This window comes from Thermosinus carboxydivorans Nor1 (assembly GCF_000169155.1).
Classification (GTDB): domain Bacteria; phylum Bacillota; class Negativicutes; order Sporomusales; family Thermosinaceae; genus Thermosinus; species Thermosinus carboxydivorans.
This window is the reverse complement of sequence record NZ_AAWL01000006.1, coordinates 53,169-73,071: the sequence shown is the minus strand read 5'-3', so window position 1 is coordinate 73,071 and position 19,903 is coordinate 53,169. Positions and strand designations below refer to the sequence as shown.

21 protein-coding genes, 1 pseudogene and 1 riboswitch are annotated in these 19,903 nt (G+C 52.1%); all 22 genes and pseudogenes read left to right on the top strand.

Going from position 1 to position 19,903, the window contains the following annotated elements; translation table 11 throughout:
* Positions 1-101: 101 nt before the first annotated feature.
* The 22 genes and pseudogenes from TCARDRAFT_RS06130 (at position 102) to TCARDRAFT_RS06025 (ending at position 19,787) form a co-directional block, all read left to right on the top strand.
* Positions 102-941, top strand: a complete 840-nt coding sequence (locus tag TCARDRAFT_RS06130; protein WP_007289138.1) for a flavodoxin family protein — start codon at positions 102-104, stop codon at positions 939-941.
* Positions 942-1,117: 176 nt separating this feature from the next.
* A complete protein-coding gene (locus TCARDRAFT_RS06125) occupies positions 1,118-2,683 on the top strand; it encodes a DUF4127 family protein (protein WP_007289137.1) in 1,566 nt (521 codons plus the stop codon).
* A gap of 181 nt (positions 2,684-2,864) precedes the next feature.
* Positions 2,865-3,371 (top strand): YqeG family HAD IIIA-type phosphatase, encoded by a 507-nt coding sequence (locus TCARDRAFT_RS06120; protein WP_007289136.1) that lies wholly within the window; start codon positions 2,865-2,867, stop codon positions 3,369-3,371.
* Positions 3,372-3,386: 15 nt separating this feature from the next.
* Positions 3,387-4,163 (top strand): carbon-nitrogen family hydrolase, encoded by a 777-nt coding sequence (locus tag TCARDRAFT_RS15475; protein WP_007289198.1) that lies wholly within the window; start codon positions 3,387-3,389, stop codon positions 4,161-4,163.
* Positions 4,160-5,026 carry a shikimate dehydrogenase gene (locus TCARDRAFT_RS06110; protein WP_040683117.1) on the top strand — a complete coding sequence of 289 codons (867 nt, stop codon included), beginning with the start codon at positions 4,160-4,162 and terminating at the stop codon, positions 5,024-5,026. Before TCARDRAFT_RS15475 ends, TCARDRAFT_RS06110 begins: the two co-directional genes overlap by 4 nt.
* Before the next feature lie 74 nt (positions 5,027-5,100).
* Positions 5,101-5,184: riboswitch (cyclic di-GMP riboswitch) on the top strand.
* Positions 5,185-5,231: 47 nt separating this feature from the next.
* A complete protein-coding gene (gene gspE, locus TCARDRAFT_RS06105; protein ID WP_007289134.1) occupies positions 5,232-6,917 on the top strand; it encodes a type II secretion system ATPase GspE in 1,686 nt (561 codons plus the stop codon).
* A gap of 4 nt (positions 6,918-6,921) precedes the next feature.
* On the top strand, positions 6,922-7,977 hold the full coding sequence (locus TCARDRAFT_RS06100; RefSeq protein WP_007289133.1) for a type IV pilus twitching motility protein PilT: 1,056 nt from the start codon (positions 6,922-6,924) through the stop codon (positions 7,975-7,977).
* Between the two features lie 57 nt (positions 7,978-8,034).
* Positions 8,035-9,258: a type II secretion system F family protein gene (locus TCARDRAFT_RS06095; protein WP_007289132.1), complete on the top strand. Its 1,224-nt coding sequence runs from the start codon at positions 8,035-8,037 to the stop codon at positions 9,256-9,258.
* Positions 9,259-9,303: 45 nt separating this feature from the next.
* Positions 9,304-9,555 (top strand): annotated as a pseudogene (locus tag TCARDRAFT_RS16375) (competence type IV pilus major pilin ComGC); the annotation flags it as partial.
* A 200-nt stretch (positions 9,556-9,755) separates the two neighbouring features.
* The gene (locus tag TCARDRAFT_RS06085; protein WP_007289130.1) at positions 9,756-10,505 is read left to right on the top strand and encodes a prepilin peptidase; all 750 of its coding nucleotides are present in this window, start codon (positions 9,756-9,758) and stop codon (positions 10,503-10,505) included.
* Positions 10,506-10,509: 4 nt separating this feature from the next.
* On the top strand, positions 10,510-10,977 hold the full coding sequence (locus tag TCARDRAFT_RS14540; protein ID WP_007289129.1) for a prepilin-type N-terminal cleavage/methylation domain-containing protein: 468 nt from the start codon (positions 10,510-10,512) through the stop codon (positions 10,975-10,977).
* A complete protein-coding gene (locus TCARDRAFT_RS06075; RefSeq protein ID WP_007289128.1) occupies positions 10,916-11,395 on the top strand; it encodes a type IV pilus modification PilV family protein in 480 nt (159 codons plus the stop codon). The genes TCARDRAFT_RS14540 and TCARDRAFT_RS06075 overlap by 62 nt, the downstream gene beginning before the upstream one ends.
* A 14-nt stretch (positions 11,396-11,409) precedes the next feature.
* On the top strand, positions 11,410-11,910 hold the full coding sequence (locus TCARDRAFT_RS06070) for a PilW family protein (protein WP_007289127.1): 501 nt from the start codon (positions 11,410-11,412) through the stop codon (positions 11,908-11,910).
* Between the two features lie 19 nt (positions 11,911-11,929).
* A complete protein-coding gene (locus TCARDRAFT_RS06065; protein WP_007289126.1) occupies positions 11,930-13,030 on the top strand; it encodes a pilus assembly PilX N-terminal domain-containing protein in 1,101 nt (366 codons plus the stop codon).
* An 11-nt stretch (positions 13,031-13,041) separates the two neighbouring features.
* The gene (locus tag TCARDRAFT_RS06060) at positions 13,042-13,314 is read left to right on the top strand and encodes a late competence development ComFB family protein (protein ID WP_408643043.1); all 273 of its coding nucleotides are present in this window, start codon (positions 13,042-13,044) and stop codon (positions 13,312-13,314) included.
* Positions 13,315-13,324: 10 nt separating this feature from the next.
* Positions 13,325-14,395: a type IV pilus assembly protein PilM gene (pilM, locus tag TCARDRAFT_RS06055; RefSeq protein WP_040683114.1), complete on the top strand. Its 1,071-nt coding sequence runs from the start codon at positions 13,325-13,327 to the stop codon at positions 14,393-14,395.
* Entirely contained in the window at positions 14,392-14,922 is a 531-nt protein-coding gene (locus TCARDRAFT_RS06050; RefSeq protein WP_007289124.1) for a PilN domain-containing protein, read from the top strand. Before pilM ends, TCARDRAFT_RS06050 begins: the two co-directional genes overlap by 4 nt.
* A gap of 2 nt (positions 14,923-14,924) precedes the next feature.
* Positions 14,925-15,497 (top strand): type IV pilus inner membrane component PilO, encoded by a 573-nt coding sequence (locus tag TCARDRAFT_RS06045; protein WP_007289123.1) that lies wholly within the window; start codon positions 14,925-14,927, stop codon positions 15,495-15,497.
* Positions 15,498-15,501: 4 nt separating this feature from the next.
* A complete protein-coding gene (gene aroC / locus TCARDRAFT_RS06040; protein WP_007289122.1) occupies positions 15,502-16,659 on the top strand; it encodes a chorismate synthase in 1,158 nt (385 codons plus the stop codon).
* A 4-nt stretch (positions 16,660-16,663) separates the two neighbouring features.
* Positions 16,664-17,218 carry a shikimate kinase gene (locus TCARDRAFT_RS06035; RefSeq protein WP_007289121.1) on the top strand — a complete coding sequence of 185 codons (555 nt, stop codon included), beginning with the start codon at positions 16,664-16,666 and terminating at the stop codon, positions 17,216-17,218.
* Complete coding sequence (gene aroB, locus TCARDRAFT_RS06030) at positions 17,184-18,266, top strand: 3-dehydroquinate synthase (RefSeq protein WP_040683113.1); 1,083 nt, start codon at positions 17,184-17,186, stop codon at positions 18,264-18,266. The genes TCARDRAFT_RS06035 and aroB overlap by 35 nt, the downstream gene beginning before the upstream one ends.
* Before the next feature lie 57 nt (positions 18,267-18,323).
* On the top strand, positions 18,324-19,787 hold the full coding sequence (locus TCARDRAFT_RS06025; protein ID WP_007289119.1) for a TldD/PmbA family protein: 1,464 nt from the start codon (positions 18,324-18,326) through the stop codon (positions 19,785-19,787).
* Positions 19,788-19,903: the final 116 nt, after the last annotated feature.

The window sequence follows — 19,903 nt, the reverse complement described above, 5'->3', positions numbered from 1 at the left end:
GAGGTTGTCGGGGGAAGTTGCTATTATAGCTAGAGGATTTAGCCTGGCTGGATAGAATTTGCCATATTACCAAGACCAACCACAAGAGAGGGGAAATAGTGATGAGGGTATTAGGATTGGTGGCTTCTGCTCGCAAACTGGGCAATTCAGAGATACTGGTCAAGGAAATGCTGGCGGCACTGCCTGATATTGTGGAAAAGGCCATGATTAGGTTGCCGGACCTTAACATTGATCAGTGCCGAGCATGCTATGCCTGTCTGGGGGCGGATAAATCCTGCGTTATTGCCGATGACTTGTCGTTTTTGCTAGACAATATCCGAACGGCAGACGCGATCATCATCGGAACGCCGTGTTATTTTCTTGGTACTCACACCAGTTTAAAGATGATTGGCGACCGGTTGATTTCAGTTCTTCAGAATGGGGATGAATTTACGGGTAAAAAATGCGTGGTGGCAGTAACTTATGGTGTCGCGGGGTGGGATGGCTATGCCCGGGAAGCAGCTGTTAATTTCGCCCGGTTTCTCCATCTCGACGTTGTCGGCAGCATGACCGTGCAGGCGGCCAATCCAGGCGAAGTTGTCAGACCGGAAGTGTTGGCCAGGGCAAGACAGCTGGCGCAGCGTCTTTTGCCAGGGGTGGAAGCGGCAGAAGAGGCGACCGGGTGCTCATGCCCGGAATGCGCAAGTTCCCTGTTGCGCCTGTCACCTGACGGAGCCGTATACTGCCCGCTGTGTGGGGCGTCTGGCCAGCTGCATTTTGTGGACGGCCGGTTTGCCGTACGGTTTTACCGGCGGGAACATTCCCGGTTTTCCCTTGCTGGTATGAAGGAGCACGGCGCTCTGTTGGAAGAAATCAAGGGACGATATATAGCAAGCCGTAACCAATTATATGCCTTGCGCCAACAATATAAGCAGTATGACGGCTGGTGGATACCGCGTTAGAGAGGTTATTTCTTTCGCGTTTTCTGTTTGCTTAATTCACCGGTAATCAGTTCCTGAGCCAAACAGTGCTTGCGCCCGGCGGCGTTATCTAATAGTCAAAGTTTTTTCGGTAGGGTATATGGGTGCGAGAAATAGATATAGTAAAAATGCAACATAGAACGGGTGTAGGTAAAACAATGAAAAAGTTTCTCTTCATCTTAGCGGTTTTGCTGTTCATTACGGCCACATCAACAGCTTGGGCCAAGGCCATTCTTTATGTGCCAATAGACAACCGACCGGTTTCTTTAGCTTATCCGACAGATACTGTCAAAGCGGCCAATTTTGACATTCTGTCGCCACCAATCGAATATTTGGCAAGTGCTGGGCAAAGCGGCGATCCGGAAAGACTGTGGCAATGGTTAGAGAAAAATGCCAATAACGCTGACGCCATGGTTTTGTCGGCCGATTCGTTGATATATGGCGGATTAGTAGATTCGCGAACGCATGACTTTAGCAGCGTTGTACTCGAATGGCGGTTGCAGCGGTTCAATAAGCTTAAGGCAATAGCGCCGGACGCGCGCATTTATGTATTTACTACGATCATGCGAACACCCCGTGCCAGTAATGGCGGAGTTGAGCCTTTATATTACGCAACCTATGGCGGACAAATTTTTCAGCTGACCGCTCTGCAAGATAAAGCAGAGGTACAAGGCTTGACGGGCGAAGAACAAGCGATGTTGGAAACGGCGGCCAAAGCCGTTCCGCCAGAATTTCTCGCTGACTGGTTTAAGCGGCGGGGGAAAAATTATAAAGTAAACGCCGGCCTTATTAACCTGACGAAAGCGGGCAAAATCGACTTTTTGCTCGTTGGCCGCGATGATACTTCCCCATTTTCGCAGTCGCACAAGGAAAGCCGCCTGCTGGCCAAACTGGCTGAAGGCTTATCGGCTGACCAATACGCCTCGTTTCCTGGTGCCGATCAGCTGGGGATGGTGCTGCTTGCGCGCGCGTATAATGAATTAACCAACCAGAAGCCGATTGTAAAAATTGAATATGCCTTAGGGAAGGGACCGGCGACTCTTGCCAGTTATGAAGATCAGCCGATTGACCGCACAATTCTCGAACTTATCAAGGCGGCAGGTGCAGAGGTAGCCAATGGTCGGGTAAAACCGGACCTCCTTCTGGCGGTGAACACCCCGCTGACGGGAAATACGCCTGAGGCCGAAATATTCGATAATATTGCCATGCCTTCGCAAACTGTCAGCCAATTCGTCGACGCCATCGAACGCGGCATACAAGCCGGAACGCCTGTAGCAGTCGCCGATATCGCTTTTGCCAATGGCGCCGACAATTCTTTGCTGCACGAATTATTTGCCCGTGGTTTGCTCGACAAGCTCCACGCATACTCGGGCTGGAACACGGCGAGCAATACGCTGGGCTATGCCGTCGGCCAAGGCATGCTGGCCAGGGAAATGCCGCTTGACGAACGCAAACGGCTTCTAGCGATTCGCTATCTGGACGATTGGGCTTATCAGGCCAACCTGCGAAAAGAAATTTACCGAGAACTATTATATTCCCACCAAAGTTACTCGGAGTTCATCGGCGAGTTGGAACCGCAAATTGCTCAGGAAACGGAAAGGAGAATCCGCCAGTTTGCCCAGCAATATCTGTTAGCGCCGCCGGAGAAGATCCATATATCGTTTCCCTGGCATCGGATGTTTGAAATAAGTGTGGAAATCGATCCAAAACAGCCGGCAAACTAACACGCTGGTTTCATAGCCGGCTGCCTATATTTTATAGAAACTGCATTGAGCGATGGATGTCTTTTAAAAAACCCTACAATGTCTTGACACTATCTTACCGGGAAGCAGTCTTTAGTTTTTTGATTACTCGTGCTATAATTTTCATATAATTTGCCTGAGTTATCCTATGGGGGGTGGCGGATTGTACAGACTGTTGTGTCCAGATATGACGGTCAACACATTGCACGAGATTGATCTGAATGATCTGGAAAGGCTTGGTATTTGCGGCATTATTTTCGATTTGGACAATACCATTGTTCCGTGGAACAGTCTGGAAATGTGTCCGCGCATCACCGACTGGCTGAATGAAGTACAGGCTAGAGGATTTAAGGTCGCTATCGTGTCCAATAACTGGCAGAAAAGGGTTAAAGAGATTGCTCAGCGGTTTAACCTTCCCTTTGTTTCGCGCGCGTATAAACCCGCCAAAGCGGGTTTTCGCCGGGCTCTAGCTGTCTTAGGCGTTCAGCCCCACCAGGCGGCTGTGGTCGGTGACCAGTTGTTTACCGACATTTTGGGCGGCAACCGCCTTGGCCTTTATACCATTTGGGTGAAGCCGCTGACGACGAAGGAGTTTATCGGCACAAGAATCCATAGACAGTTCGAAAAACTTGCCGTACTGCTTTTACGGGCAAAAGGACTTATGAAATAAGAACAGGGTGATAAAATGCGCATTGCATTAGTACAGATGAAAGTAATCGCCGGCGCCGTCGCGGAAAATCGCCGCCGCGGGCTGGCGTTAGCCCAGGAAGGAGCAGCCCGGGCGGATGTTGTCGTCCTACCGGAGATTTGGACAACAGGGTATGCCCTGCGGGAAGTGGACAAGTGGGCCGAGGATGTTGAAGGTCTGACTATCAGTGAAATGTCAAATATTTCCAGGAAATATGGCGCTTATATCATCGCCGGCTCTATTCCATTACGAAAAAACGGAAAAGTTTATAACGGCGCGGTAGTAATAGGTCCGGACGGAAATGTTGCCGCCGAGTACCGAAAGATCCACCTCTTCAGTATGATGGGAGAAGAACGCTTTTTTGCCGCCGGTGATCGCCGGTGTACTTTTAATTTAAAGGGGGTCACTGCGGGCATTGCGATTTGCTATGACTTGCGATTCCCTGAACTGTTTCGGGTACTGGCGTTAGATGGAGCCCAAATTGTTTTTCTGCCGGCGGAATGGCCGACTGCCCGGGGCGAGCACTGGCATTTGTTAAGCCGTACCCGGGCTATCGAAAACCAGGTGTTTCTCTGCGTTGTCAATTGTGTTGGCGAGCACAAGGGGAATCCTTTCTACGGCCATTCGATGCTTATCGGGCCGTCAGGAGAGGTTTTGGCGGAAGGCGGAGAGGAAGAAACGATCCTATATGCCGAGGCCGACTTTGCGTTAGTCGCGAAGGCGCGGGAGAAAATGTCGGTCTGGCAGGACCGGCGGCCGGAGGTGTACTTATGATTACCGGCAAGACCAGACCCATTGCTCTCTTCGGCTGGCCGGTAGAGCATTCGTTGTCACCGGCGATGCAAAATGCTGCCTTCCGGTACCTGGGGCTGGATTATGTGTATTTACCCTTAGCGGTAAAACCTGACAATCTTGGCGCCGCTATCGCCGGATTGAAGGCCATGGGGTTTGCCGGAGCCAATGTTACCATTCCCCATAAAGTGGCAGTTATGGCGTATTTAGATGCCTTGGACGATACCGCTCGCATGGTTGGCGCCGTAAATACTATTATTATTGAAGACGGCCGGGCAACTGGCCATAATACTGATGCCGCCGCTTTTATTGCCGCTCTTGCGGCGGCTGGCGTTAAGCCAAACGGAAAAAGAGTCGTCCTGTTAGGGGCGGGCGGCGCCGCACGCGCCGTAGCCGCCGGGCTTATCCACCATGATGCGGCGCAAATTACCGTTGTGGCGCGTAGCGGCGACAAAGCGGCAACACTGGCGGCCTCTTTTGCCGCTAAGGATCCAATTATTTCTGCGGTGCCGTGGGCAACTGCGGAATTTAGTCGCCAGTTGGCGGAGTGTGATCTCTTGGTTAATTGCACCCCAGTAGGAATGTGGCCCAATAGTCATGAGATGCCTGATATTGACTGGGAGCAGCTCAATCCCGGGGCCGTTGTTTGCGACTTGATTTATAATCCGCAAGAAACGCGGCTGCTGCTTGAGGCCGCCAGGCGCGGGCACCAAACGGTATGCGGAGTTGGCATGCTGGTCGAGCAGGGCGCTTTGGCATTTACTTTGTGGACGGGCCACGAGGCGCCGCGGGAGATTATGGCCGGGATCTTAAAACAACGGTTACATGAATTAACAGTTCTTTGAAATATTGTAAACCCGTCTACTTCATTGCAGGATTTTTACCAATTTATTACGAATATATACGTAGTCAAAACAATACTGCAATGGGTGTGATGAAGTCCGGACAGTAATGTGGGCACTTAGTCCGGACCGAGCAAGTAGTGCAACCGACCAGATGCAAAATAACGTTTTTGCTGTTGGCGGTTGTTTTTCGTTTTTGGGGGCGGGCATGGTGAAAACACGGAAACGCTTGGGCGATTTGCTGCTTGAGGCGGGTCTCATAACGCCTGAACAGCTTGAAAAAGCCCTTAATGTGCAAAAAAAGACGGGGGAACGGCTGGGGAAAGTTCTGATCAACCTCGGGTATATAACTGAGGACAGTATGATAGAGGTCCTTGAATTCCAGCTGGGAGTTCCTCATATCGACTTGGGAAGCGTGCCGCCCGATCCGGAGGCAGCGGCGACTATTCCGGCTTCTCTGGCGGAGCGCTACCAAGTAATACCAATTAAAAAAGAGGGCCGCAAACTGACGCTAGCCATGGTAGACCCTACCAACTTTTACGCTATTGACGATGTCCGTATGGTTTCCGGCTGTGAAGTCGAGCCGGTTATTGCCGCGGAGAAGGAAATCATCCGGGCGATCAACGAAACTTACGGTGTAAAAGAACTGGTGGAAAAAGCGGTTAACAAGCTGCGGCCGGAAGATACCAGCAATATTGTCGAAGTTACTACATCTGATGACGCGCCGGTAGTCAGCATCGTCAATTCTCTCATTAGCCAGGCCGTTAAGGAGCGGGCCAGTGATATCCATATAGAGCCGCAGGATAAGCACTTGCGGGTGCGCTTCCGGGTGGACGGCGTTTTGCGGGAAGTGGTCACCTTTCCCCGTCATGTTCACGCGGCGATTGTCTCAAGGATAAAAATCATGAGCGAAATGGACATTGCCGAAAAACGCGTGCCCCAGGACGGACGAATTAAAGTCCAGGAAGCAGGCCGCGATATTGATATTCGTGTATCTACTCTCCCTACTATTCTGGGCGAAAAAGTGGTAATGCGCCTATTGGATAAACGGGCAGTTGTTCTTGATATTAACAAGCTAGGATTTTCCCCGGAGAATCTTAAACGGTACCGGCAAATATACTCCCAGTCCTACGGTATGATCCTTATTACCGGGCCTACCGGCTCAGGGAAGACGACTACCCTATATTCTACTTTGACGGAAATAAATTCACCCGGCAAAAACATTATTACGGTCGAAGACCCTGTGGAATACCGCCTTGACGGGATCAATCAGGTGCAGGTCAATTATAAAGCAGGCTTAACCTTTGCCAGCGGGTTGCGGTCAATACTGCGCCAAGACCCCAACATTGTCATGGTGGGGGAAATCCGCGACGCCGAGACAGCGGATATTGCCATTAGGGCCGCCTTAACCGGTCATTTGGTTTTTACCACCCTCCATACCAACGATGCGCCGGGGGCGATAACCCGGTTGATCGATATGGGCGTCGAACCCTTTTTAGTGGCTTCATCTGTTTTAGGCGTCGTGGCCCAGCGGCTGGTGCGGGTCATTTGTCCGGACTGCAAGAAGCCATACACTCCGGAGGCCGAAGCGCCGGAACGATTGTTTCTTGGGCATTTGTCCGCTCAGGACATTACGCTATACCGTGGCGTTGGCTGCCCACGCTGCAGTCATACCGGGTATCGTGGCCGAGTAGCTATTCACGAAGTGATGAAAGTTAGCCCGAGGTTGCGGGAACTTATCAATCGGCGAACGTCCAGCGACGAGCTGGCAGCAGTCGCCAAGCAGGAAGGCATGCGTACCATGCGGCAGGACGGCGTTGACAAGGCTTTAGCGGGAATAACGACGATAGAAGAGGTTATGCGTGTTGCCTATACTGGTGAATATGGGGGCTAACTAAATGACAGTGGAAGAGTTATTACGGGAAGCGGTGCTGCGTCAGGCTTCCGATCTACATATTACGGTAGGGGCGCCGCCGGTTCTGCGCATTCACGGCAGTCTGGTTCTAACAGATTCTTCACCTCTTACTGCTGATGCAACTGAGAAACTTTTTAATTCTATAGCTACGGCGGAGCAGCAAGCCAAATTCCGCGAACAGGGAGAAGTTGATTTTTCCTATGCGATCCCGGGATTTAGCCGTTTCCGCGTGAACGCTTTCCGGCAACGCGGCTTTACGGCCATAGCCGTCCGGGTTGTTGCCGAGAAAGTACCTACCCTTGATGAATTGGGCCACCCGGAAGTAATAAAGACGCTGGCCCGTAAGCCGCGCGGGCTGGTGCTGGTAACCGGTCCGACAGGAAGCGGCAAGTCAACAACGCTAGCGGCTATGATTGATCTCATTAACAGCGAGCGGTCGTGTCACATCATCACATTGGAAGACCCGATCGAATATTTGCACCAGCATAAAAAGTGCATTGTCAATCAGCGAGAAATAAACACCGACACCCGTTCGTTCGCCAATGCGCTGCGGGCGGCCCTGCGGGAGGACCCGGACGTCATACTGGTGGGCGAGATGCGCGATGCCGAGACTATCGGGATTGCCATTACTGCCGCTGAGACCGGGCACCTGGTGTTTGCCACCCTGCATACTGGCGATGCCGCCCAAACCATTGACCGGATTATCGATGTCTTTCCACCTTATCAGCAACAGCAAATCAGGGTGCAGCTTTCCCTAACCCTCCAGGGGATTATTGCCCAGCAGCTCCTGCCCCGTCAGGACGGAAGGGGCCGGGTGGCCGCCTTGGAAGTGCTGGTGGCTACGCCGGCAGTGCGCAACCTTATCCGCGAAGGCAAAACCCATCAACTTCTCTCGGTTATCCAAACCGGCGGCAAGGTGGGGATGCAGACCATGGACATGGCGCTGCGTGACTTGTACCGGCGCGGCCTTATCAGCAGGGAAGATGCCCTGGCGCGGGCAATGGACCAGGAAATGTTTCTGAAGCTGATCAATGGATAATCATTTCAGCGTTTACAGAATATGATACGGTAGACGCTCTTGACAGGAGTGGAACAGGTGGCCAAACCGTTTGAATATAAGGCCAAAGACCGTACTGGCCAGGTGGTGACAGGTACTATTTTGGCCGAAAACGAGGCTGCCGTCGCGGCGTATATTCGTGGCCAAGGATATTATGTAACTCAAATTAAAGAAAAAAAGGAACCGTTTTCTTTTCATAGCCTTATAAATATGGTAAGGCGGGTAACCGTTAAAGACCTCGCCGTGTTTTGCCGTCAGTTCGCCACAATGATAGATGCGGGGCTCCCGCTCCTCAATTGTTTGAGTATCTTGATCGATCAGACGTACAACCCAAAGCTTAAATCGGCCGTCCAAGACGTCTACCGCAAGGTCCAGGAAGGGGAAACTTTATCCCGGGCGCTGGGCAATCATCCTCAGGTCTTTCCGGTCATCATGGTGAGCATGGTGGAAGCGGGCGAACTGGGCGGCGTCCTGGACGAGGTCTTGAACCGCCTGGCCGTACATTTCGAGAAAGAACACAAACTCAACGAGAAAGTCAAGTCGGCGCTTGTCTATCCGGCAGTAGTCATTGCCATGGCCGCTTTATCGGTAACTTTTATTTTAACTTTTGTTTTTCCCACTTTTATGACTTTATTTAACAACTTGAAAGTTGAGCTGCCGCTGCTGACGCGGGTACTGCTGGGTGTCAGCCATTTCCTCCGCAATTACTGGCCGGGTGTCTTTGGCGTCGCCGCCGCCGGTATTTACGGCGTAGCCCTTCTAGCGCGGCAGCCCCGCGTCCGACCGGTTATTGACCAGGTAGCACTTCGTTTGCCGGTTTTTGGGATGTTGCTGCGAAAAATTGCTATTGCCCGGTTTAGCCGTATGCTAGGAACGCTGGTGCGCGGCGGGGTTCCCATCATCAGCGCTTTGGACGTGGTGAAGAAGACGACGGCCAATTGGACGATGATTAAGGCCCTGACCTCGGCTCAGGCCAGCATCCGCGACGGCTTGGGGCTGGCGGCGCCCCTTGGCGCCAGCAGCATTTTTACGCCGATGGTCGTGCAAATGGTGGCGATCGGCGAAGAAACGGGCGAACTGGATAAAATGCTGGAGAAAATCGCCGATTTTTATGAGAGTGACGTGGACGACATGGTCAGCCGGTTAAGCAGCATGCTCGAGCCGCTATTAATCGGGATATTGGGGGCGGTAATCGGTCTTATCGTTATTGCCGTCGTATTGCCGCTCTTTGATGTCATGACCAATTTCAATCGCACTTTATAACATGGAAAGGAGGTGAAATTCATGCTGAGAAACATGAGAAAGGCCATGAAAGGGCAAAAGGGCTTCACGCTGGTCGAGCTAATGGTAGTAGTTGCTATAATAGGAATATTGGCAGCAATAGCTATTCCACGCTTTACGACTACAGCTGATAGCGCTAACTTAGCCAAAATGAAGGCTGACTTACGGACTATCGACAGCGCTGTTGCTATGTACTATGCTCAAAACGGAAGTTATCCAGCTACGATTAATAATTTGGTGTCGGCCAAACTTTTGGCAGGGGTACCTGCGCCACCTAAAAAATATAAAGGATTTGATGTAAAACAAGAATATGATTTAAATGAAGATGCTAGTTCGCCGAATTACAAGAGGGCATATGTTACTATTACTGGAATTGGATACTACTATTCCGACAGCACAGACTGGCCATAAGAAAAATTCTACACCAAGGCGGCCTTATGCCGCCTTGGCTCCCTATTTTGCGTTAAGGAGAAACGCCTTTGTTTACCTTGTTTATTTTTATCCTTGGTCTTATTATCGGCAGTTTCCTCAATGTCTGCATCTACCGCCTGCCGCTAGGCGCATCCATCGTTACTCCGCCTTCACATTGTTTCGCTTGCGGCACGCGCCTAAAATTCTGGGATTTAATTCCCGTAATTAGTTATATTGCCTTGCGCGGGCGCTGTCGGTATTGCGGCGCAGCTTTTTCGTTGCGGTACCTTCTGGTGGAACTTTTGACTGCTTTTTTATTTACATGGTGTTTTCAAGTAACCGGGTTAGGCCCGGAATTAATTAAAGCCCTTATTTTTATTTCATTTCTCATTGTTGTTGCCTTCATCGACTACGACCACCAGCTTATCCTCGACAAAGTGCTTATCTGGCTGGGGGGAGCTGGTGTTTTCATAAATCTTGGTTTAGGTTTTACCGGTCTTACCGACATGATTGCCGGCAGCCTGCTCGGCGGCGGTCTGCTGCTTGTGATTGCCATCGCAAGCCGCGGTGGCATGGGTGGCGGGGATATTAAATTTGCCGCTTGCCTGGGCTTGTGGCTGGGCTGGAAACTGACGCTGCTGGCTTTATTCCTGTCGTTCTTGCTGGGCGGCGTCGGCGGCATCGTGCTGCTGACATTGAAACGCAAAGGCCGCAAGGATTTTATTCCTTTCGGCCCTTTTCTCGCCCTTGGCGCTTTTTTTGCCGGTCTCTACGGCTGGCAGATCCTGCGATGGTACTTTCAGCATTTTATGAGGTGAAATAGTGCAGCGAGGTTTTACGTTCATTGAAACCGTTATCGCAGTTGCCATCCTCGGGATTGCCGCTACTCTTGCCATGCCGGCGATTGGCAATTTCTTGGCCGCCCATGAACTTAACTATGCCGCCCGCAATCTGGCGGCTGACATTCGCTATCTCCAGCAGCTTTCAATCAATGACCCTGATAACAAAGCCGATTATAAAATGTTTATCCAGCCTAACGAATACCGCATTACCTGGTATAACGCTACCGATCCATTAAATCCCATGCCCGAGGATACGTTCAAACGAGTCGTGCTGCCGGCATCGGTTTTGATTGTCAGCCCGCCGCAGCAGCTGAAGTTTGGTTCTCTCGGCGTGCCGCTTAACGGAACGTCCATCTTGCTGCAAAGCACGAAAGGGGGCTATAAATATGTCAAAATTGCCCCAATCACCGGGCGGGTTCGCGTCGACGATACAGCTGGCGCCGAATAGCCGGAGGCTGCCGCTGCTGCGCGCTTGGTTCAATCAACGGGGTTTTTTGATGCTCGAAGTAGTTGTCGCTATCGTCATTATTACCGTGGCCCTTTTGGCAATTGCCAGTATGTTTGTTCAGGCAACCCGGTCCGGCATCAGCGCGGAAGAATATGCCACGGCCGCGTATGTGGCGCAAGAGACGCTGGAGAAGCTCAAAGCCGGGCGCAAATTTGAGTCTACCGAGTATACGGTGAAACGCAATAACCGGGATTACAAAGTAATATGGTCGAAAACGCCTGATACGGATCACGCTTACGCCAAAGGAAAACTGTATAAGGCCAGCGTTACCGTTGAGTGGCAAAATAACGGCCGGACCAACAGTTTAGAGCTTCATACCAATTTGCTGGAAGAAATTCCGCAGTACCCGGGAATATAGGGCGGTTGATTAAGATGCGCGGACGACGGTTTAATGAGGGCGGATTTACTTATGTAGAGCTGATCGTAGGGCTGGCACTTGCCGTTGTGGTACTGAGCGCTGTCGCCAACTTGCTGTCAGGCTTGTTGTTATCGGCCCGTGCCGGTACTGAACATATTGAACTTCACCAGGCTACCCGGACTGCGGTCGATACCATGGTGCGCGAACTGCGGTATGCCAGACAGATTATTTACCCCGATGCGGCAACAACGGGAAGTGTCGACCACATTACGTTTATTAACGCTGACGGCGAAACGGTTACTTTTGGTTTAGGCACAACCGCCGGCGCTAATTTACATACGTTATATCGCAGGCGGGGAGCAGTCGATAATCCCGTTTCCGAAAATAACATTTCATTGTTGGATTTTACGGTCGAACGCCCCCGGTTTATCACAATAAAAATACAAGCAACGGATCCGTGGGGCGGAGTAGCCCAATTTACAACTGCCGTTACTTGTCTGAACATCCCCGAGTAGCCACAGGGGAGGAAATTGAATGCGTACCCAATTGCGACGTTACCTGAAAGGTCAGAAAGGGTCGGCGGCGATCCTTGCCATTGTGGTGATGCTGATTCTCGCCGTACTTGGAGCAGCCTATGTTGGGCTTGGGATGACGGAAACGTCTACGGCGGCTAATTTTCGCGACGGTATCGCCGCTCAGTATCTGGCCGAGGCAGGAGTAAAGCGCGCCTTAATTGAATTATATAATAATAGCGCCTGGGATCCGGGCGCCGGTGGTCTGACGGAAAAGCAGGGTAATGGCAGTTTTACCGTTATTGTCCGTCCTGGCGAAACAAGCAGCCAAAAAAAAGTTGTTTCTACCGGGCAGGTAAACCGGGCTAGGCGGCAGGTGGTGCTGGATGTTAATTTGCCTTCTAACTCGGGGAATGGTTCGGTATACGATTATTCTGTCTTTGCCGGTAGTAATATGGTGGTTCACAATAAGGCCCGGGTGATAGGAGCGATCCATTCCAACAACGGCATGGAGCTTAAGAACGGTTCATACATCAGCGGCAAAGTGGAAGTGCACGGTGCATTTACCGACCATGGCGCTACCTTGGGAACTCCGCCTGCGATAACTAACGCGCCGGAAATACCGTTCCCCGCCTTTAACGCTGCTGATTATAAACAAGGCGCGCAAGTTTTGCCATGGGGTCGAACCTTGTCTGCAGGCAATTACCGTGGTAAGTATTATTATATGGGTTCGCAACTTACCATTGACAGCGGTTGGGGATCCATTCAAGGCGATGCTACGATTTTTGCAACTGGCGACATAGATATTAAGAATGGAACAGTAATTGGCGGCGATAGCAGCGCTTTTCTTATCATTGCTTTGGGCAATATCGATGTAAATAATGGCTCTATTTTAAAGAATGTGGTTCTCATATCGGCAGGTGGAAATATCAATCTTCATTCCGATGTAGAGCTGACCGGTTCAGCCATCGCCAAAGAGGAAATTATTGTCCATGGCGGCGGCAGCAAGGCCACTACCGTTACTTATAACAAAACGCTGATGGGGCATTTTAATTTTCCGGTAACAGGTGATGCACAGTTTTTCCAGGTAATTTCTTACAAACCTTTTCAAGTGAAAGAATAGAAATGGGGGGGATGGTTTTGGAACTGAAAAATTATATGGAAAAACTAGTGTGGCAGCAGTTAGATAACGTACTCGCTGCCCAGCCTGATCTGTGCAAATGTGAAAAATGCCGGTATGATATTGCTGCTCTGGCGCTTAACTTTTTGCCGCCCCGCTATGTAGTAACCAATAAGGGTGAGACCTTCACGCGTATCAAGACCCTGGAGCAGCAGTTTTATGTCGATATCGTCACTGCTATTTCGCACGCGATTACAATTGTTAAAGCCCACCCCCATCGCGACTAAGGGAAAAGCTATGTGGAAAAAACTAGAGCGGTTATTTGCCCGTAAAACGGACCGTTTGTTAGGCATTGATATCGGCACAGGCGCCGCCAAACTGGCGGAAGTTGTCTGCCGGCGGGGGCAGCCGCTGGTAATGGCTGTAGGCATGGTTGACCTACCGGACGGCATTATGGAGAATGGATACATTAACGACAGCGCCATGCTGACCCAGACGCTCCGCCAATTGCTCGCCGTAAGCGGCGCCCGCGGGCGCGATGCGGTGTTTGCCGTTGGCGGCAAGTCCATTTATGTCCGCGAAATGCTGTTTCCGACCATGACTGAGGAAGAATTGCGCGAAGCAATTAAATGGGATATCGAGAAATATGTGCCATACGAGCCGGATAGTTATTACTATGATTTCGCCGTTGTCGGGCCGGGCAAGAACGAGCGGGAAATAAAGGTCCTCTTGGTGGCGGTGCCCCGGCCAATCGTGGATAGTATTACCGCGGTAGCTAAAGAATTGGGTTTAAGGCCGGTCGCGATAGATATTGAACCGCTGGCTTTGTACCGCACTTTGGCGGAGGCGGAAAATGCACTGGTCATCGATATCGGCTGCCAGTTGTCCCAAGTATCGGTGTTTCAGCAGGGCAGCCTGGCTGTAACGCGGGCTATCGCTGTCGGCGGCAGGCGGTTTACCGAGGTAGTGGCCAGCACGCTCGACCTGGAGATCGGCGAAGCGGAGCTGTTTAAAAGGCGGCAGAAGGCTCTGTTGCAGCGGCCAGATCAGGAAGGGGAACAATCGCACTTACATCGGCAGTTGGAATTGGTCGTTAACGACTTAATTAGAGAGGTGCTACGCACCGCGGAATACTACCAGATGCAAAACAAAGAAGCGCGGCTTGATAAAGTCCTGTTGTGCGGCGGAGGTGCAAAACTGGATAATTTGTCTTACCATCTGGCGGCGCAACTGGGTTTGCCTGTCAGTCCGCAGACGTTTATGCCCCAGCTGCAAGTAGCCGAAGCGATTGACCAAAATTATTTGCAAGAAAACTTTGCCCAGCTTGCGGTAGCGGTCGGTTTGGCCATGCGGGGAGGTGGGCTATGATCCAGATAAATCTGCTGCCGCCTGCCGAGCGTCGCCCGAAATGGCCACTGAGCCGGATGTTTGCGGCCGCCGGCATGGTAGTTGTTTTCGTTTGCGTATGCTTATACGGCTACAGCTGGTATCAAATCCGGGAACTGGAAGTGGCTATCGCGCAAACGCGCAATCAGCTCGAACTCCTTAGACCGCTCCAGGCGAAGATGATCGACGCGCAAACAAAACAACAACGACTTGATGCGAAGAATAATATTCTGGTTGCGCTGACCCGGGAGCGTCAGTCTTGGTATGCGCTGGTGGCTCGTTTAGGGATAGTGACGCCGCCCCAGGTATGGCTTACCGAAGTGGCGGCGGCGGAAAACGGCGCCGTGCGCCTCAAAGGAATGGCCGCGGCTTACCCCGATTTAGCGGCTTATGTAAAAAAACTAGAGCAGGACGACATTTTTGCTGAGCCTGTCCTGGTCAAAGCCGAGCGGGACGGCGCCCGTACCGTTACGCGGTTCGAATTGACGGTAAAAGTTAAGGGGTTATGAGTGTGGACAGGTTGGACAAGATGGCGAACAAATATAAGATTGCCCTCTTTATCGTAACCGTCTTTGCAATGCTTTGGCTATTTGGCGTTTTTGTTTTTTGGCCGCAGCAGGCCAGGCGGGCCGAGCTGGCGGCAGAGTACCGTCTGGTGCGGGCAAAAGTGGAACAGCTGGAAACTTTTGCGCTGGCTCATCCCGATGCTGATCGGTACTTGGCCGAACTTGGTACTAAACTGAGTGAAGCGGAAAAGATCCTACCCAATGAGCCGGATGTAGGCGGCTTTTTGCTAGAAGTTGAGCGAGTAAGCAGGGAGAGCGGCGTGCAGCTGCTGCATGTCCAACCTGGCGTACCGGCCAATAAAAATGGATACCGGCAGATTCCTGTTGAGATACTAGTGAGAGGCAATTACTTTCAAATGCTCACTTTTCTGAGCAAGCTTGAAGGCGCTGCGCGGTTTAATTCGGTCGTCAATATGACTATGCAGTCCCGGGCAGGACAACTTGAAAGCAAATTATCCGTCCTTATTTTCAGTTATAGTGTGGCACCGCAGCCCCAGGCTGCGGCCAAGCAGAGGTGATAGTATGTTACGATTTTTGACGGCCGGCGAGTCGCATGGTCCGGCCCTGACAGCGATCATTGAGGGATTGCCGGCCGGCATGCCCCTTGATGTTGCACAAGTTAACGGTGAATTGGCGCGGCGCCAGCGCGGGTACGGCCGCGGCGGCCGCATGCAGATTGAGCGGGATCAGGTGGAAATTTTATCCGGCGTGCGGTTTGGCGTCACTATTGGCAGTCCGGTGACACTGGTCATCCGCAACCGCGACTGGGAGAACTGGCGACAGCGAATGGACCCTGTGGCCGGGAGCGACACTCAGCCGGTAACCGCCGCCCGGCCGGGGCATGCCGACCTGCCTGGGACTATAAAGTACGCACGCGAGGATATACGTGATATTCTGGAAAGAGCAAGCGCCAGGGAGACGGCGGCGCGGGTGGCCGTAGGGGCGGTGGCCAAACAGTTGTTACGGGCCGTCGGTATTACGGTAATTTCGCATGTGACGAACATCGGCGGCATTTGGGCCGCGGCGGACGAAATACGGACGGGCGATGTGGCGGCATGGGCTAGTCGTCTTCAGTCTTCGGCGTTAAACTGTCTTGATGCGGATGCTGAAGAGCGGATGAAAGAAGCCATTGAGCGGGCCGGACAGGAGGGAGACACGCTTGGCGGGATTTTTGAAATTATTGCTTTTGGCGTTTTTCCCGGTTTAGGCAGTCATGTTCATTGGGACCGCCGCTTAGATGCCCGTTTGGCCGGGGCGTTGATGTCCATTCCCGCTATCAAGGGCGTGGAAGTTGGTGCCGGCTTTGCTTATGCGGCCTTGCCCGGCAGCCAGGCTCATGACGAAATTTTCTATGAAGCTGAGCGGGGCTATTATCGCAGGTCTAATAACGCCGGTGGAATGGAAGGCGGTATCAGTAATGGCGAGAACATCATCATACGGGCGGTAATGAAGCCTATTCCCACGCTGATGCGACCGCTTGCTTCCGTGGACATACGCACCAAACAAGCAGCGGCTGCGGCGCGGGAACGCAGTGATGTCTGCGCCGTGCCGGCCGCGGCGGTTGTTGGCGAAGCCGTAGTAGCCTGGGTGTTGGCCGAAGCGCTATTGGAAAAGTTTGGGGGCGACGCCTGGGGTGATTTGCAGGCCGCAATTGACTACTACCGGCGACGCATAAGGTGATTGTGTGAAGAATATCGTTTTGATTGGTTTTATGGGTACCGGCAAGACTTGCACGGGGCGATTGCTTGCTCAGCGTCTGCGCCGGGTGTTTGTCGACATCGATAAAAAAATCGAGCTTGAGCAGGGAATGACCATTAGCGAGATCTTTCACACTTATGGCGAAGCATACTTTCGTCAGCGGGAAAGAGCGACTATCGCCAAAGTCGCGCGCTACACGAATACGGTTATCGCTACTGGAGGCGGCGCAGTTTTAAATCCGGATAATATTATTTGTCTGAAACAGCAGGGCGTGGTTATTTGGCTGACAGCTTCGCCTGATGTTATTTTTGAGCGAACTTCGCGCCGGCGTGGTAGTCGCCCCCTTTTGGATCGTCCCAATCCGCGGGATGCGATTGCCGAGCTGCTTGCGGAGCGGCGGCGGTTGTATCAGGCCGCGGCCGATTTTACGATTGATACAACGGCCAAGAAGCCGTGGCAGGTAGTGGATGAGATTATCGACGTTCTCCAGCAAGGAGGGTATCTGCGTGGACGTAGTCGAAGTAAATCTTGGCAGGGATAGCTACAATATTTATATTGGCGCCGGAATTTTATCCGAACTAGGCCAATTGATGCGGCAGTTCTCTTTTACGGCTAAAGCGCTGGTGGTTTCAGACGAAAATGTGGGTGCCATTTACGGTGCTGCAGTGGTTGAAACCTTGCGCCAGGCGGGATTTTCGCCGCGCCTTGTTTGTGTGAAACCAGGCGAGATGGCCAAGGATTATGAAATGGCTATGACTTTATATACGGTCGCCATTGAGGAAGGGCTGGACCGGCGCTCCCCTATCGTGGCTTTAGGTGGGGGCGTCGTCGGCGATTTGGCCGGTTTTGTGGCCGCAACTTATTTGCGCGGCGTGCCTTTTATTCAGGTGCCGACCTCACTTTTGGCGCAGGTTGATTCCAGCGTGGGCGGGAAAGTGGCCATCAACCACCCGCTTGGCAAAAACCTTATTGGCGCCTTTTACCAGCCGAAGTTAGTTGTAATTGACCCAAAGGTGCTGGCTACTTTGCCGCGGCGAGAGTTGTACGCCGGCTTAGCCGAGGTTATTAAATACGGTCTTATTGCCGATCGGGACTTCTTTCACTATATTAATGAAAAAAGTAACGCCATTCTGGCCATGGATAATACTGTTTTAGCAACGATAATCAGCCGGTCATGCCGGATCAAGGCGGATATTGTGGAGCAGGACGCGCGGGAAGCGGCGCTGCGCATGGTGTTAAATTTCGGTCATACCATTGCCCATGCCATTGAAGCGGGAACAGGCTATGCACAATTTAATCACGGCGAGGCTGTGGCTATAGGTATGCGCGGCGCGGCCCTCGTAAGTCAATATATGGGGATAGCGGCGCCTGAGGTCGTCGAGACGGTGTGCGACACGATCCGCCGGTTTCATTTGCCCCTCAGCGTCGCCGGTTGTTCGGCGGCGAAACTGTATTCCTATCTGCTGCACGACAAAAAAGTTATCGGCGGCAAGATAAACTGGGTATTGCTGCGTACAGTCGGTGAGGTACAAGTGCATAGCGACGTTCCTGAACAGATTGTGAGCCGTGTTTTGGCGGAAATTACATAACGGTTGCGTCGGCACGGGACACTATAAAGAGCGCGCCAGACAAAGGAGAGTTAGGGTATGCTGGACCGCAAAATACTTGGCGAGGTGCTGGACGCCGCGCTTAAGCGCGGTGGCGACTTTGCCGATATTTTTATTGAGAAGAGGGTTACGACGTTGGTCGCCTGCGAGGAAAACCGCATTGAGCGAATCAAGTCGGGTCTTGATATCGGAGCCGGGATACGGCTTCTTTACGGTGATACCACCGCTTATGCCTATACAAACAAAATAACGAAAGAGGAACTTATCAATCTTGCCGATATAGTAAGCCGTGCCGCTAAGCATGGCGGGGGCGAGATCACGGTAAACTTAAAAAAAATTGTTTCCGATCTCAACCCGGCGGCGGAAATTTTGCCTACTGAGGTGTCCATCGACGATAAAGTCGCTGTCGTTGAGACTGTGAACAAAGCGGCCCGGGCGGTAGACGAAAGGATTAAACAGGTTATGGTGGTTTATGGTGATGTTGTTCAGGATGTCACCATTGCCAACTCCTTGGGTCGGTGGGTTGAGGACCGGCGGGTGCGAACAAGACTGTCGGTCAACGCAATTGCTGCCGACGGGGAGCAAATCCAAACCGGCTTCGAATCGGTCGGCGCTACCCGGGGATTTGAGCTTATGCATAGCTATGATTGTGCTGGCCTGGGTCAAGTAGCGGCCAACCGCGCCATTGCCATGCTGGAAGCCAAACCGGCGCCGGCAGGTAAGATGGCGGTTGTCATGGCTGGCGAAGCGGGCGGCACGATGGTGCACGAGGCCTGCGGACATGGCTTGGAGGCCGATTTGGTGCAAAAAGGGTTGTCGGTATACGCAGGCCGTAAAGGCGAAATGGTGGCATCAGAATTAGTGACGGTTGTTGATGACGGCACGATCCCGGGCAAATACGGGACGCTGCGTTTTGATGACGAGGGTTTTCCGACGCAAAAGACCACGCTGATTGAAAATGGTGTACTGAAGAATTACATGTATGACTATCTCACGGCGACAAGGGACAAGGTGACGCCAACCGGCAACGGACGGCGAGAGTCTTTTGAGCACAAGCCCATTCCCCGTATGCGCAATACCTATATTGCTCCTGGCAAGGACGACCCGGATAGCATTATCAAATCGATTAAAAACGGACTGCTGGTCAGGAAGATGGGCGGGGGCCAGGTCAATACGGTCAACGGTGATTTTGTGTTTGACGTCGCAGAGGGCTATCTTATCAAGGACGGTGAAATTGCTCACGCCGTCCGGGGCGCGACTCTGACGGGCAATGGGCCACAGGTGCTGCAAATGGTTGATATGGTAGGCAGTGATTTAGGCTTTACCATCGGCACCTGCGGCAAAGACGGTCAAGGCGCTCCTGTTTCTGACGCACAGCCGACGATGCGCATCCCGGAAATAATAGTCGGCGGCACTGCACATGAAGCCGCGGCCGGTCCCAGGTTGCGGCGGAGTGAACAGGGGGCGGCAAGTCCGGTAAACTGGCGGATACGGCGACTATGAGCGGTCAAGATGTGGCCGCTTTTTCCATTATCCTGAAATCTAGTCCAAGAGCAGGAGAGTGACTGCCGGAAGCGAATAGTAACCAAAAAATTATTAAGATATTGGAGGAGTGTTAG

What these genes read in the sequence shown, in the direction of transcription:
- TCARDRAFT_RS06130 (WP_007289138.1), top strand. Translation starts at nt 102, where the DNA reads ATGAGGGTATTAGGATTGGTGGCTTCTGCTCGCAAACTGGGCAATTCA.
- TCARDRAFT_RS06125 (WP_007289137.1), top strand. Translation starts at nt 1,118, where the DNA reads ATGAAAAAGTTTCTCTTCATCTTAGCGGTTTTGCTGTTCATTACGGCC.
- TCARDRAFT_RS15475 (WP_007289198.1), top strand. Translation starts at nt 3,387, where the DNA reads ATGCGCATTGCATTAGTACAGATGAAAGTAATCGCCGGCGCCGTCGCG.
- TCARDRAFT_RS06110 (WP_040683117.1), top strand. Translation starts at nt 4,160, where the DNA reads ATGATTACCGGCAAGACCAGACCCATTGCTCTCTTCGGCTGGCCGGTA.
- gspE (WP_007289134.1), top strand. Translation starts at nt 5,232, where the DNA reads ATGGTGAAAACACGGAAACGCTTGGGCGATTTGCTGCTTGAGGCGGGT.
- TCARDRAFT_RS06100 (WP_007289133.1), top strand. Translation starts at nt 6,922, where the DNA reads ATGACAGTGGAAGAGTTATTACGGGAAGCGGTGCTGCGTCAGGCTTCC.
- TCARDRAFT_RS06075 (WP_007289128.1), top strand. Translation starts at nt 10,916, where the DNA reads ATGTCAAAATTGCCCCAATCACCGGGCGGGTTCGCGTCGACGATACAG.
- TCARDRAFT_RS06070 (WP_007289127.1), top strand. Translation starts at nt 11,410, where the DNA reads ATGCGCGGACGACGGTTTAATGAGGGCGGATTTACTTATGTAGAGCTG.
- TCARDRAFT_RS06065 (WP_007289126.1), top strand. Translation starts at nt 11,930, where the DNA reads ATGCGTACCCAATTGCGACGTTACCTGAAAGGTCAGAAAGGGTCGGCG.
- TCARDRAFT_RS06060 (WP_408643043.1), top strand. Translation starts at nt 13,042, where the DNA reads ATGGTTTTGGAACTGAAAAATTATATGGAAAAACTAGTGTGGCAGCAG.
- pilM (WP_040683114.1), top strand. Translation starts at nt 13,325, where the DNA reads ATGTGGAAAAAACTAGAGCGGTTATTTGCCCGTAAAACGGACCGTTTG.
- TCARDRAFT_RS06050 (WP_007289124.1), top strand. Translation starts at nt 14,392, where the DNA reads ATGATCCAGATAAATCTGCTGCCGCCTGCCGAGCGTCGCCCGAAATGG.
- aroC (WP_007289122.1), top strand. Translation starts at nt 15,502, where the DNA reads ATGTTACGATTTTTGACGGCCGGCGAGTCGCATGGTCCGGCCCTGACA.
- TCARDRAFT_RS06025 (WP_007289119.1), top strand. Translation starts at nt 18,324, where the DNA reads ATGCTGGACCGCAAAATACTTGGCGAGGTGCTGGACGCCGCGCTTAAG.